Consider the following 14,331-nt stretch of genomic DNA (forward strand, 5'->3'; position numbering starts at 1 on the left):
CGGTATAATTCCCATAATCTATAAATGGGAGTTACAGTATGCCGGACATCAGGCTTGAATCATCCTGGAAGAGCCATATCCAGGATGAGTTCAGTAAAGAATACATGCAGGCCCTCAAGGCATTTCTGGTTCAGGAAAAACAGCATGGGAAAATGATCTACCCCTGTGGTAGTGAATACTTCAGGGCTATGGATCTTACTCCCTTCGAACAGGTGAAAGTGGTTGTTTTGGGACAGGATCCTTACCATGGGCCAGGCCAGGCCCATGGTCTTAGCTTTTCAGTGAAACCGGATGTGAGGATTCCTCCCTCACTGGTCAATATGTATAAAGAGCTGCAGGATGACCTTGGTATAGCACCCGCCCGTCACGGGTTTCTTGAATATTGGGCAAAACAGGGGGTTCTGCTGCTAAACAGTGTCCTGACTGTAGAACATAAGCAGGCGGCTTCCCATCAGGGTAGAGGCTGGGAGCGTTTTACTGACAGGATGATTGCCGAGCTCAATGAGAAACGGGATAACCTGGTCTTTATCCTGTGGGGTAGTTATGCCCAGAAAAAAGGGCAGTATATTGATGAGTCAAGGCACCTGGTATTAAAGTCCGTCCATCCATCACCACTGTCGGCACATAGAGGTTTTTTTGGAAGCAAACCATTTTCCCAAACCAATGATTATCTGGCCAGTCATGGCATTGCTCCCATAGACTGGCAGCTTCCCGAACAGGTATAACAGCCGTTAGAGTGGCTAAGAGAAAGCAAGGGAAGCTAATGGGGAATAGAGGCCCAGGCTCCTCACCTTTCGGTGCTGCAGCAGGTGTTTTGATTCACCACAGAGGCACAGAGAACACAGAGGCTTATTGCTGCTATTCTTGAGGGAGCCTGGCTGAACTCATTTCAGAATTTACTGGGATAGCTCACCGCAGAGATTGATACCTATCTGTTCCCTTACCTGTTTCGGAGACATTCCCATGGAGAATAAATGGTGGAGTTTGCAGAACAGGGCTTCCGGTGTGGCATCATAGCCGCTCACCATACCGGTGCGGGCAAGGGCTGACCCTGCCGCATAACTGCCCTGGCGAACGGTGCCGCGGTGGCACTGGGTCTGATTGACAATAACCTTGCCTTTGGCGCTGGCGTCTGTCAGTACTTTCAGCAGTTCCTGATCCTGGTCGGGGCCATTACCTGTTCCATAGGTGCGTAATATAAAGGCAGAGTAGGGTTGCTGGAAGGCGGTTTCCAGCCATTGGGCTGTGATACCGGGGAACAGACACAGGGGCAATACATGGGGATCAGAATCACAGTCCAGTAAGAACGTTTCTTTTCCCTGAGACTGCCATAACAGTTGCTCATTCAGTTCTATATGAATATCTGCCCGACCCAGCCACGGGTAGTTTGGGCTATCAAAGGCATCAAACCAGTAAGCATTGAGTTTTCTGCTGCGGTTACCCCTCATTAGTCGTCCATTGAAGTACAGGCACACTTCCTTGATACGATCGTCAGTGGCAACAGAGAGTGCGCCAACAAAGTTTTCAAGGCCATCGGTGCGCGCTTCACAAAGAGGGATTTGAGAACCGGTGAAGATGACTGGCTTGTTCAGGTTCTGTAGCATAAACGACATCATTGAACAGGAATAAGCCATGGTATCGGTACCATGCAGTACAACAAAACCGTCATAGTCCTCATAGCGGGCAGCAATATCCGAGGCAATTTGCTTCCAGTTATCGGGACGGATATTGCTGGAATCAATGAGCTGTTCATATTCAAACAGCTCAAACTCAGGCAGGCTTTTCATCACATCCGCTGGCAGCTTTTCACTGAGCAGAGCCATTAGGTTGTCACCCGGAGCATAGCCTGAATCGGTTGGCTTCATACCAATGGTTCCGCCGGTATAAGCGACGTAGATTCTTTTTGCCATCAATATCTCTCTTAAACAGCTGTTGGAAAGTGTCGTCTAAGCAAGGCTGTTGCTATTTTTCACAACACTCTTTTCCATAAGATTGTCATTAGGGGCTGGATTATAACGATTTTTTATAGTTATCACTAAAAAAACGCCCTATGCCGGTTGGCGGCACAGAGCGTTTTTTAATAAATCAAATTAACGGTTAAGCGGCTGCATAATCGCCAAGGTTTTCCTGACTTTTTACATACTTGTTATCATTTGGCCGGAATTTACCCAGGTAAGCAAACAGAATAACCAGGCCAATGCTGATAAAGCTCATCCACATATAGGGGATATAGGCAAAGGTGGACACACCCAGCAGGCCTGCCATAAAGATACCGTTATCACTCCATGGCACCATTCCGGAAGTCAGGGTTCCACCAAACTCAGCACTACGGGATAACATACGGCGGTCAGCGCCCAGGCGGTCGTAGTTTTTAGCCATAATTTTAGGTGTCAAAATAAGTGATACGTACATGGCGCTACCAAACACATTGGCCAGGAAAGCGGTGATCACTGTATAGACGGTCAGATTACCTTCATTGGTGACTTTCTTTTCGAACTGTTTGGCTATGGTTTCAAGGATGCCAACCTTATCCAGCAAGCCACCAAAGCCTAGGCCAAAAATAATCACGGCAACAGAGCCCAGCATGTTAGACATGCCACCACGGTTTAGAATGCTGTCAATAAATGCATTGCCTGAGTCAATGGTCAGTGGTGCCCAAATGGCACTCATGGCTTCCACCGGAGAACGATCCTGGAGGATGATAGCCCAGAGCATGCCCATGGCAGCACCAAATGCCAGCACCGGATAAGAGGGTAGCTTTTTGGATAGTAAGAAAAGGACAATGGCAACAGGAATAAAGGCCAATGGAGAGATTGTGAAATTCGCGTCCATTGCCGTCATAACCGCCTGCACCTGAGCCAGGTCGGCATTGCCACCGTAGCTGAAACCGGCAATAGTAAAGGCAATACCCGTTAAAACGTAAGCCGTCAGACTGATGGGAAGCATTCCTTTAATGTGGTCAACAATTTCCACTTCAGACATGGAGGATGCCAGGATAACGCTATCAGAAAGAGGGGATAGTTTGTCACCAAAATAGACGCCCGACAGTACTGCACCGGCAGTCATAGGCGCTGGGATTCCCAGACCCTGGCCAATACCCATCATGGCAATACCTGCCGTTCCGGCAGCTCCCCAGGATGTCCCTGTAGCCAGTGCAGTCATTGAGCAGATCACCATGGTGGCCAGGAGGAATACGGAAGGGTGAATGGTCATCAGCCCATAATAAATAATACTGGGTACGATACCGCCGGCGATCCAGGTGCCAACCAGTGCACCTACCGCGATCAGGATCAGTATGGCACCCATCCCCTTAAAAATACCTTCTGAAGCAGCCGCTTCCAGGTCTTTGTATTTATAGCCCAGCTTGATTCCCAGGCCCATTACCAGAAACCAGCCGATGAACAGTGCCAGCTGAATGGGGAGATTCAACTTGGCGGTAAATGAAAAGGCCAGTGCCAGGAAGGTTCCGAGAACAAGGGCAGCTTGTCCCATGGAAGGCAATGAAAGCTTCTGCTCCATCCAAACAATCTCCGTACTTCTTGACCATGGCATGTCTTTATCATCGCTGACTTATATACGTCAGTGTCTGTTAGTGTTGCCATGGTTGTTGTGAATAGATGTTAACGCGGACTGTATGCTAATCATTCAGGCTGGCGTTTTTTTGATCTAAGTCAGAAAATTGACCGAATCGATAGTCTGAGCAATAAAAATCTGACTTGGATCATTTAAGGCGAATAAAAATTGATTGATTAGTTGCCTGTTATCATTAAATTATGACTTAGTAATAATTTTTATTGTTAATAATAACTGGTTTGGCTTTTATTTTTGGATGGATTTGCTAAATCAATACTTTTCTATGCTGCTTATATGGTGAGTATTACTTTTAAGGCTGCGGCTGACCGAGAGGGTTGGCGTGATTGCGAAAGGTAAAAATAAAATAGAATAAAGGTGATCATCGGGTGGAACCAGGCCAAAAAACTCAGAATAATAGCCCGCTAGCCCAGCCTCAGCCTAAAACTGATAATAAAGCTCAACGCAGAGGGCGTTTGGGGTATAGGCGTGTTCGTTGGTGGAGGTCAGCAGGGCGGTTACAAAAATTAGCCGAGATAGCCGAGCGAATCCCGTTGCTGGGGAGGATGATCGTACTCACAAGGCAGGTCACCTCCATAAGAAAAAAGGATCCGGATCTTAAGGAGGGGGATTTTTGGGTTGAGGAGGAACTTCCTGTTGATATCAACAAGCTTCAGGGCATTGTAGAGGATTCGGCCATTGCCCAGCTACCCTATGATCTAAACTGGGATCGTGTCCGGGAGGCTGAAACCTCGCTCAACAGGAGTTCAGTGAATGCGCCAGGAGGGCAGGGCTTAAGGCTAACCAGGCACCAGCCGGAATCAGGTATTTTTCATATGCTGATGGATATGAAAAGCAGAGAGGACGCTGAAGTTAAGGATAAATTATTTAAAGGATTGAGGTTATCACCATCGGGTGTGCTGTTTGATGAAACAACGGGATTGTCAGCATTAATGGTAAGATCCCGGAATGATAATCAGTTGAAGGTTCATAATTTTCTGGTGGAAAATGATCCCGTGAATACCCCTAAAGGCTATAAGTTATTTCATAAGCAGTTCAAGTTGGGCCTTATTGGTAAGCGAACGATTATTAAAGGGCAGAAGGAAACGGGAAAGAATAGTTTATACGGGCGTCACTCCTGGTCCCATCTACATTATGTTGCGGCAGTGAAAAAGCGTTACAGGCAGTTGCCTGAGCCACAGAAACCGTTTCCAAACCGGCCGTTTGATAAGGAATAGCACCTGATGCCATTCCTCCTGGTGTCCGATGGACTGTTAAATTAAAGCCGCTCTTTGAGTCCTGATACCCGTTCGGTGGGCATTTTGATGGCCTTTGTTAAAATGGTGCTGCTGCAAAATAGATCCAGCTTTTTCTTGGCCCGGGTAATGCCGGTATAAACCAGTTCCCTTGTGACCACCGGATTAAACTGTTCTGGAAGCACCATTACTGTATGCTCAAATTCTGATCCCTGGCTTTTATGAACGGTCATGGCAAAAACGGTTTCGTGCTCCGGAAGCCTGCTGGGAATCAAGTGCTTAAGAGTGCCATCGGGAAGTTCAAAAACAACCCTGAGTCGTCCGTCAGAATCTTTAAGGGTAATACCAATGTCGCCGTTAAATAAACCGAGGGCATAGTCATTACGACTGATAAGTACAGGCCGGCCCGGATACCAGATACCCTCCGCATCAACCAACTGGTGATAGGCCAGTGCTGAACGAATGGCCTGGTTTAGGCCGACTACGCCATACCGTCCTTCCCTCAAGGCGCAGAGCAGCTGGAAGCGATTAAAGGCTTTCAGAATGTTCCTATCCTGCTCACCGGCCTGAATCAGGGATAAGTACTGTTGATAGCCTCTAACACAGAGATTGATAAGGTGCGGGTAACCTGTTTTGTCATTATCCATGGGATGCAGGGTGATATCTGAAAAGCCCCGGGACAGGGTTCGTTTCAGGTCAGTCAGGTTACCGGTATTGACGGCATTAGCCAAACTACCAATACCTGACCGTGCGTCAAAGCGATAACTTTTTTGTAGCAGGCAGAGGCTATTATGAATAGCTTTTCCATCCTGCTGACTGTGCTCTGACAGATCAAACCCTGTCAGTTGCTCCAGAACCCGGGTTTGATCAGGGGAGTATCCCCCTCCGGCGGCAGCGCAAATATCACCCAGTACACTCCCGGCCTCCACGGATGCCAACTGATCTCTATCGCCTATTAAAATTAAACGTGCATGGCTTGGTAATGCTTCAAGCAGACGGCTCATAAGTGGCAAGTCGATCATCGAAGCTTCATCTATAACAAGAATATCCAAATGCAGGGGATTATTCCGGTTATGCTTAAAGCCCGGACGCCCTGGCAGAACACCCAGCAGGCGATGAAGCGTACCGGCCTCCGCAGGAATGGTATTTTTTACCTCTGCCGTACAGTCCAGTTGCAGGCGGGCACTGCCAATAGACTCCGTGAGCCGTGCGGCAGCCTTGCCGGTAGGGGCAACCAGCTTAATGATGGGGGTACTGTCTTTGGCTTGGCTCAGCTCCACTAACAGGGCGAGTAGCCGGGTGACGGTTGTGGTTTTGCCTGTACCGGGACCACCGCTGATTACCGAGAAGTTTCGGGTTGTGGCAAGGGCGGCAGAGATCTTTTGCCAGTTGAGGCAGCAGTGGCCGGGAATGTGTTTATCCAGTGCCTTCAGGTCTGAGCCACTATTGGCAACGCTGATGCAGTTAACAACAGACTCCCAGTTGATGACGCTGACTTTTGTGTCTTCAATATCAAGCCATTTTATCAATGCCTGTTGAATGGCTTCGGAATTTTGCAGGGATTGGCACTGGCCTAAAATAAAGTGGTAATCCCTTCGAAACAGTCGATCAAGTATCAGGCTGGCGGCTGGTATTTCGACCTTGATACTATTGCGGCTGTTAAGGTAGTGGGCCACTTGGGTTTCGTATTGCCAGTAGCGATAAAGATAGAGGCGCTGATTGTCAATCACCAGCGGGGTTGGCTGGCTACCCTCTCCCACCTCGGGTAACTGCTGCAAATAGTCTGACCACTGGGGTATATCAACATCAATATTTGCTGCCAGCTGAAGGCTAAGGTCTTTATTGAGTCCAAATAAACGATCATGACTGATTTGTTTCAGGGACAGGCAGACATTTCCCAGTCCCAGTTGATGGCTCACCAGGGCGCTGGCCAGGGTCAGGACTTTATCGTTGTTCAAGCTATTGATAAAACGGGCAAACTGGTAATCCAGTGGGCGAATCTGGCGGTCATGGGCCAGCTGTTTCAAAAGCTCAAGCATGCCTGTACTCCTGCAAACTGTTGATCTAATGTGCCTGAAAACAGGGCATCCAGCTTTTCAATAAACTGTTTGTGAGGTCGGTGTTGATAAATGCCATGGCGTTCGGGGTCATCGGTGCGGACACCCCGAAGAAACAGATAAAAGACACCGCCAAAATGGTTGTCATAGTGGTAATCAGGCAACCGCTGTTTCAAGAGTCGGTGCAGAGCCAGAGAGTAGAGCTGGTATTGCAGGTCATAGCGATGGTCAATCATGGCCTGTGCCATATGGGTCTGGGAGTAGTCGTCAGTGCAGTCGCCCAGCCAGTTAGACTTGTAATCCAGTACATACCACTTGCCCTGGTACTCAAAAGTCAGGTCGATAAAGCCTTTCAGCATGCCCTTAACCTGCTGGAAATCCAGTTTACATGCCTGGGCGCTTAAGGGATCGTGTTGGGTCATCAGCTGGTTCAGGGCACTGGCCTGTAGCTGGTGGATGGGCAGAAAGAACTCCATTTCCACTTTACGGTGATGTTCCGGAATATCAGCCAGCTTCATATTTATTCCATCAAGGGATGATTGCAGGCAATTTTCCAGCATCGTCACCAGGACGGGGCTCCAGTGTTCCTCAAATCCCTCTTTTAACAGCATTTCCTGAACCTGGGTATCCAGTTTGTCCTTATCGGTTTCACTGAAATCCACTGTTTCAAACAGTGTGTGAAGAAAGGTGCCGGGTCGGGCGCCTTTAGGGAAATTAAACAGATTCAGTTTATCACCCTGACTTAAGGGAGCTGCCTGGCTTGACTGAGGCTCCAGATACACCTCCATATCATGGCCTGCCGCCTCCTGGCTGGCATCAGGGTCCACAGTTTCTGATGGAAGCACGGTGATTTCCGGGTGTGAATGGGCGGTGGCATGTTTAGAAAGGGCCGAATAACTGGTAACCCACCAATCTTTTTCAATATGGCCTGTAAACGCCCTGGCCTGAAGGTTGGGCTGCTGATCCCCTGAGGGTTGATATCTTGGCAGTGGGGTGGCTGGCGGAGTACTGATGGCAAAAGCCGGGTTGCCTTCAGTGAGTTGTTCGAGAATGGTGCCTAAATCGGAGGCTTCAATTTCCTGACCGTTTGCCAGCAACCGGCCCAGTGCTGACCGATGAAGGTCGGTGGGGTTGTTTCTGCCACCGGCCTTGACGGGAGCCAAGCCGATATAGCAGGTGTGTACGGAACGGGTGAGAGCAACATATAAAAGACGAAGGTCTTCTGCCAGGCGTTCTTTTTCCGCATATTCCCTAGCCTGGTCAGGAGAAGAAAGGTCAAGAATAGCCTGGCGGCTTTTCTCATCGTGATAGAGCGGTTGTCTTTCTTTCTGCCATAAGCAGGGAAAGGGCAAGAAAACCACATTGTATTCCAGCCCTTTGGACTTATGGATAGTGACGATTTTTACCAGGTTTCTTTCACTTTCCAAATGAAGTTGCTGTTCGGCCGCATCTTTATTGGGTGACTCAATGGCTTCGGTAAACCAGCGTAACAGCCCATGCTGGCTTTCCTGTTCAAGAGCTGCTGCGGCCAGCAGCTCACCCAAATGAAGCAGGTCGGTGAGGCGACGCTCACCCAATTCATCGGCCAGCAGGTTCTCGGCAACTTTCCGCTGGTGGATCAGCCTTCGTAGCATGGGCAGAACACCACGTTCCATCCAGAGTTGCTGATAGCCCGTGAATTCTTCTACAGTATGTTCCCAGACCTGCTCGTCATGGTTGAGCCGGTCAAGACTGGCTGCATCCAGTGCCAGTAGTGGCGTAGCCAGGGCAGCCCTGAGGGCTCTTTCATCGGTTGGCATCAGGCAGGCCAATAATAGCCTTTGAATATCCACGGCTTCCTGGCAGGCAAAGACGGAGTCACTGTTACTCATATAAACACTGGCAATACCCTGTTGCGCCAGGCTTTCGCGGATACGCTGGCCTTCTGCTTTTTTGCGTACCAGTACAGCAATATCACCCGCTTGCAGCGGACGGCTGTGTCCGTCTTCCATGATGAGGCAGTTATTATGATTGGCTAACGTCAGTAATCGGTTAATTTCCGTTGCTGTGGCCAGGCTCATGGTATCCTGGTATTCCGTATTGCCCACCACATCATCTCTGTCCATGAACCAGAGTTGTCCGGCGGGTAAAGGCTGACCATTAATTAACAGGGATTTATGCTGTCCCTTTTCTGAGGCAGCAACGGGATGAAAGGGAATATCATCTTCATAGATAAAGGGTGCTTTCGCTTGCTGGAAGATGCGGTTAACCGCTGCAATCATGACACTGGAGGAACGCCAGTTGGTGTCCAGGGTATAGTGAGCGTTAACCTGTTCACGGGCGGCCATATAGGTGAATATATCGGCACCCCGAAAAGCATAGATGGCCTGTTTGGGGTCACCGATCATAAACAGGCCGGCTTTGGTGTCCTGGCTATGGCCATTTTTGTTTTGGCTATCAATATAAATGGTTTTAAAAATGGTGTACTGCAGGGGATCGGTATCCTGAAACTCATCAATCATTGCCACGGGAAACTGCTTTAAAATGGCCTCGGCTAGCAGTCGATCCGGATCATTTTCAAGGGCAGTGGCCAGATTATTCAGTAAATCGTCAAAGGAGAATACATGGCGGGCCGCTTTCAGCTGGGCTCGCTGCTGCTGGATGCTAATCAGGGCGTTGTTAAGGACTAAGCCCTTAAATGCCTCTTTGACCGTGGCAGGGTTATTCAGCAGTTCATCAATTTTTGCGAAGACCGGATGGTCAGGCAGGGTTCCCGACTTTGTCAGGGCTTTCTTCAGGCTGGCAGTACCATAGATCTCCCAGCTTTCTGTTGATTTATCATTGAGACTGGGAACCAGTTCGCTACCCCGAACAAAGGCCTCCATTTTTTCAAGCCGGGTAACAGGCTTGCTGTTGCCTTTCAGGCCTGCTGCCTTAAGTTGTTTGTGAATGTCTTCCATGTTTTCCAGCCATAGTTTTTTAACAGCGAGGGCTGGCTCTATATAGTGTTTATAAAATGACGTGATGGAGTCTGGCAGGGTGCTGGCATTGACCTGTAGGTTTGGTTTATTCAGCCAGGGGCGAACCGCCGCCAGAAGTTTCCCCGGGGAAGGCCACAATTTTCTTGCCAGGGCAATCAGGGGTTTATCCAGGGGATAGAGGGTGCGTCGCCAGAAATCCGCGGCACTGATTTCCAGTAACATGTTTTCGTCGGAAACCAGCTCGCTGGAGAACAGGGTACCACTTTCAAAGGCATGCTGTTTCAGCATACGCTGGCAAAAACCATGGATGGTAAAAATGGCAGCTTCATCCATCTGGCGTTCAGCAGCCAGCAGGAGTTCAATACGCTCAGGGTGACGGTCCAGATCGTTAATCAGGTCCTGGATAAAGGGGTCATCACTTTTTCCTTCGATAAACGCCATGCGGGTATCGTGTATTCGTGCCCGGATGCGATCCCTTAACTCACCAGTGGCGGCTTCGGTGAAGGTTACTACCAGAATCTGGTCAACGCCCAGTGCCCGGGAGTGGCCGCTGGCCTCTCCCTGCTTATGGGTTTCACCGTGACCCAGTACCAGCCTTAAATAGAGATTGGCAATGGTATAGGTTTTCCCTGTGCCCGCGCTGGCTTCTATAAGGCGAATGCCGTGTAGGGGAAAGTTGCGGGCATTGAGCGGGGAGACAGAACCTGTTGTATTATTCATTATTGCCCCTCTACCTGGTGCTGTAGGGCGGGAAATAGCACTTCCCTGGCCAGAGTCGTCATTTCAGAAAAACTGTCCTCAAAGCTTGGATAGATGCGGGCAATATAAGGGTCTGAACCTTCAGCAAACGAACCTTTGCTGTATTGATTGCCTTCAAAACACAAGCGAGCTTTGTCCTTGGCCTTATCAGGATCGCTCTGATCCAGCCAGGCCATCGCCGTTTCTGTAAACAAGGGTAAGGGGTGCTGTAATCCTTCCTTATAAACAGTAATGACCTTTTCAAGGTATTGGCCTGCCTGTTTTGTGGACAGATTTTCGAAGATAATTTGCTGGTACTCCTCCTTCTTCTGTTGGAGGCCAACTATGCGGGTAACACCTTGCTGGCCCATTGAGCAGTAACAAAGGTGTTCAATCCAGCCCAGCAGAATATCCCTGGCTTTAATGGAAGCCGGGCGATAGCGAATGAGTCCCCCTTCAAAATGCCCACTTAACCAGCCTGAAATCTCCATACCCGCCAAGGTGATAGTAACGTCGATATCCTGCTTCGGTGTTGATAGTAAAGGAGTGAGAAAGGCGGCAATACAGGTCGTGGCCTTGACCTGTTCATCCAGCAAGAGCTCTCCAAAAGCCCCATAGGGGAGGGCTCCCCTGGCACTTTGGTGCTTTAGCACCGTATTCGGGCTGTCACCACGGATAAGCGTATCGAGTAACTCTTGCTTTAGGTGGTAACGCTCCAGAGTATCCAGCTCGAAAGGCTCATTTTCCTCCAGCGCCTGCTCATCCTGGTCAAAGAATACCTTGAGCCGGGTGTTACAGAAATGTTTGCACGGGCTGCGATAGAAACGTAGCAGTTCGCTTAACTCCAGTTCGTTAGCCGTTTCCATCACCTGCAAAGGTCGGCCCATAAAAGCTGCTGGTTTTTCACCCTGATGGTTGGCGGCAGGCAGCCATTCTCGGGCATAACTGAATACCTTGCCATTGTGATCCTGATTTTCAGGTGGAAATGATCGGGGGCTGAATGCCTGTAGCGAGTGTTCCCTGACAAGATGATCCTTTAGTGTTTTTCCTGCTATTTCAAAGCCCTGTTCGCAATAGTTAATGAGTTCTGTTACCAGAACGGAGGGCGCCCGTAGGGAGTTGTCCAGAATGCTGCGCCCGGCATAGCTGATATAGAATCGGTCCTGTGCCGAGAGCAAGGCTTCCAGAAACAGGTAACGGTCATCCTCCCGGCGAGAGCGGTCGCCCCGGCGACTGTGCTTGGCGATAAGGTCAAACCCTGCCGGTGCGATGCTTCTCGGGTAAGCACCATCATTCATGCCCAGCAGGCAGACCACTTTGAAGGGAATGGAACGCATGGGCATGAGTGTGCAGAAATTAAGCTTTCCTGCGAGAAAGCGCTGGCTGCTTCGTTCATTGCTAATGCGTTCATTCAGATAGCTAACCAGAATAGCTTTTGATAGAGGTTCCCGATGGTCAGCATCCTGAAGTTGTTCATGAAGGTGGTCAAGGGCATCCCGTACGGATTTCAGTGCATACTCGTCCGATTCATCCGGGGTAAAAAACTGTTCCAGTAGCTGGTTGATATAGCGTATCCACTCATCAATTTGGCGTTCTGTATCCAGTGTTTCCGATAACCATTGGATTTGCTCAATAAAATCAGCCAGCTGACCGCTCAAACTGGCGTTAATACCCTGGACGGAATCAAAGGGCAGAATATGGCTATGAATACCACTCTCTTCAGGCATGGCATAGCCCAGCAGCATCCGTCGCAGGCCAAATGCCCAGGTGTTCACGGGCATGGAGGGTAATTCAAAATGCTGTTGCTGTTTTTGGTCCAACCCCCAGCGGACACCCACCTCATGGACCCAGCCCCGGAGGGTTTCCAGGCCATTCTGGTCAATATCAAACCGTCGCTGTAATGCGGGAATTTCCAGCAGTTCAAGCAGTTCCGGAGCAGAGCATCGGCTGTTGTTGAGTTCCAGGAGCTTAAGAATGCCCAGTAACACGGGGTGCTCATTACGGGCACTGCGATCGGAAATAGAATAGGGAATGTAGCGGCGGTCATGCTTGTCCAGGCTGCCAAATACCGCCTGAATCCAGGGCGTGTAGGTGTCCACATCGGGGAGCATCACTACGATATCTTTGGGGGACAGTGCCGGGTTATGGTCAAACAGATCCAGTAAATGATCATGCAGGACTTCCACCTCCCTTAGTCCTGAATGACAGCTGTGAATCTCTATGGAGCAGTCTGTTCCTGGTATCGGTTTTTTTGAGTCTTGGCTGGAGCTGTCAATCAGCTCCAGTATATCTTCCTGGATTTGTTGGAGGAGTGTACCGGGGTTGATATCAACAAAGGCGTCAATATCCCCGGCTTCCATTTCATGGATTTGATAGAGATAGTCCCGTCCTAACTTGCCCATGGAGGCCAGTAGTGGATTACTGGTTTCCTGACTATCAGGTTGCGATTTGATAAACGATGTTTGACGTTCTTGCCCGGTAATATCTCCTGCTATATGCAGTGAAAAATTTCGTGATTTAAGTTTTGCCAGGTATTTCGGGTCTTTGATATCGCCCCAGAAATAGCGGCAGGGGTTAGTGACCATCAGGTGAATGTCGGTTTGCTGTCCCAGAGCCTGTAAGGATTCCACAAAGTGGGGGGGCAGGGCGGAAATACCAAAAACAAAGAGCCGTTCGGGAAGTTTGTCTTTGAATGTCCCTTCCGTCATTAATTGATTAAACTGTTCATGCATATTGGCCCGGTGCCAGTGGGACTGCCCCATATCGCTGGTTTTTTTTACCAGGGCACGCCACAGTTCAGGTTGCCAGGGGTGATTCGCCGTGATGTCGGAAATATTATCATGGGCCTCCCAGCGCAAGATCCAGTCAGGCCGGTAGACCAGGTACTGGTCAAAAATGTCGGCTATTTTCCCTGCCAGCTGGTAGCTTTTTAAGTGGCCCTGGTCATCAGCAAGGTAGTTTCTTAAGGCAGCAAAACTTTCATTGTCCAGCAGTTGATTGACCAGGGTCATGATTTTCCAGGTCATGGCCTCTTTATTAAATGCTGAACGTTTGGGTACCTCGGGTAAAACCTGTACGTACATCTGCCAGAGAAAACTGGCGGGCAGGGGGAAGTTAATGGATGCAGCTATACCCAGTCCTTCAGCCAGTTGTAGTCGCAACCACTGGGCCATACCGGGACTTTGTACAAGAATCTGCTCATCTGCCAGGGGATTGGCTGGCGGGTTTTTGGCAATCAGTGCAACAAGAAGATCTTTCAGGACATCCAGACGGTTTGAATGATAAATCGTTAACACGGTGGTGGAATCCGTTACAAAACAGTAGTTGTATACAGCCTGGATAGGATTATGCCATACCTTTTCTTCTCATGGCCTGTATCAGATTGGTCTTTTTCTTTTTTCGAGAGGTGGGGGTTGATGTGCTTGGGCTGTAATGGGTGAGTATTGCATGTTCTGCTTGCTGAAGCAGTGCTTTATTAGGTTTGGTATTCTGTATGTAGCGAGCACCACAGCCCTCCTTAATATGCAGCTTGTTTTTCAGGCTGGATACAGCCTCCATAAGAGACAGGGCTTCCTGGACTTTATTTTTACTGATATCCAGTTGTTTTTTTGCTGATTCTTCTACTATATCCATTAAGTGATCTACCTATTAGGGTGGGGGAATCAATAGGCTCATAAAAAGTAAGTTTAGTACATGAAACAGTGATGCGTATGGGCTGCAAGGAGGGGGTTCTGTAGAAAAATTCAATAT

At 49.1% G+C, this 14,331-nt stretch carries 8 protein-coding genes; 2 read left to right on the top strand and 6 right to left on the bottom strand.

The features are described from left to right. The first annotated feature begins 38 nt into the window (after positions 1-38). On the top strand, positions 39-725 hold the full coding sequence (gene ung, locus MJ595_RS14930; RefSeq protein WP_263078764.1) for a uracil-DNA glycosylase: 687 nt from the start codon (positions 39-41) through the stop codon (positions 723-725). Between the two features lie 171 nt (positions 726-896). Here the strand turns inward: ung and ansA are convergent, their stop codons facing one another. Together ansA and nhaC are read right to left on the bottom strand one after the other, a co-directional pair. Next, positions 897-1,910: an asparaginase gene (gene ansA, locus MJ595_RS14935; RefSeq protein ID WP_263078765.1), complete on the bottom strand. Its 1,014-nt coding sequence runs from the start codon at positions 1,908-1,910 to the stop codon at positions 897-899. Between the two features lie 187 nt (positions 1,911-2,097). Continuing rightward, positions 2,098-3,552, bottom strand: coding sequence for a Na+/H+ antiporter NhaC (gene nhaC, locus MJ595_RS14940; RefSeq protein ID WP_263078766.1), 1,455 nt, complete (start codon positions 3,550-3,552; stop codon positions 2,098-2,100). 584 nt (positions 3,553-4,136) lie between these two features. Here nhaC and MJ595_RS14945 point away from each other — a divergent pair. After that, positions 4,137-4,808: a hypothetical protein gene (locus MJ595_RS14945; protein ID WP_263078767.1), complete on the top strand. Its 672-nt coding sequence runs from the start codon at positions 4,137-4,139 to the stop codon at positions 4,806-4,808. A gap of 41 nt (positions 4,809-4,849) precedes the next feature. Here MJ595_RS14945 and recD read toward each other — a convergent pair whose 3' ends face one another. Genes recD through MJ595_RS14965 form a run of 4 tightly spaced genes read right to left on the bottom strand, consistent with a single transcriptional unit; the run spans position 4,850 to position 14,214 of the window. Beyond that, entirely contained in the window at positions 4,850-6,865 is a 2,016-nt protein-coding gene (recD, locus tag MJ595_RS14950; protein ID WP_263078768.1) for an exodeoxyribonuclease V subunit alpha, read from the bottom strand. Then, positions 6,850-10,563, bottom strand: a complete 3,714-nt coding sequence (gene recB, locus MJ595_RS14955) for an exodeoxyribonuclease V subunit beta (protein WP_263078769.1) — start codon at positions 10,561-10,563, stop codon at positions 6,850-6,852. Before recB ends, recD begins: the two co-directional genes overlap by 16 nt. Further along, a complete protein-coding gene (gene recC / locus MJ595_RS14960) occupies positions 10,563-13,877 on the bottom strand; it encodes an exodeoxyribonuclease V subunit gamma (protein ID WP_263078770.1) in 3,315 nt (1,104 codons plus the stop codon). Before recC ends, recB begins: the two co-directional genes overlap by 1 nt. Before the next feature lie 49 nt (positions 13,878-13,926). Next, a complete protein-coding gene (locus MJ595_RS14965; protein WP_263078771.1) occupies positions 13,927-14,214 on the bottom strand; it encodes a hypothetical protein in 288 nt (95 codons plus the stop codon). Positions 14,215-14,331 lie beyond the last annotated feature (117 nt).

The organism is Endozoicomonas sp. Mp262, from assembly GCF_025643335.1.
Taxonomy (GTDB): domain Bacteria; phylum Pseudomonadota; class Gammaproteobacteria; order Pseudomonadales; family Endozoicomonadaceae; genus Endonucleibacter.

Coding starts and splice junctions, on each gene's coding strand:
- nhaC (WP_263078766.1), bottom strand. CDS start 3,552: ATGCCATGGTCAAGAAGTACGGAGATTGTTTGGATGGAGCAGAAGCTT.
- MJ595_RS14945 (WP_263078767.1), top strand. CDS start 4,137: ATGATCGTACTCACAAGGCAGGTCACCTCCATAAGAAAAAAGGATCCG.
- recB (WP_263078769.1), bottom strand. CDS start 10,563: ATGAATAATACAACAGGTTCTGTCTCCCCGCTCAATGCCCGCAACTTT.
- ansA (WP_263078765.1), bottom strand. CDS start 1,910: ATGGCAAAAAGAATCTACGTCGCTTATACCGGCGGAACCATTGGTATG.
- recD (WP_263078768.1), bottom strand. CDS start 6,865: ATGCTTGAGCTTTTGAAACAGCTGGCCCATGACCGCCAGATTCGCCCA.
- ung (WP_263078764.1), top strand. CDS start 39: ATGCCGGACATCAGGCTTGAATCATCCTGGAAGAGCCATATCCAGGAT.
- MJ595_RS14965 (WP_263078771.1), bottom strand. CDS start 14,214: ATGGATATAGTAGAAGAATCAGCAAAAAAACAACTGGATATCAGTAAA.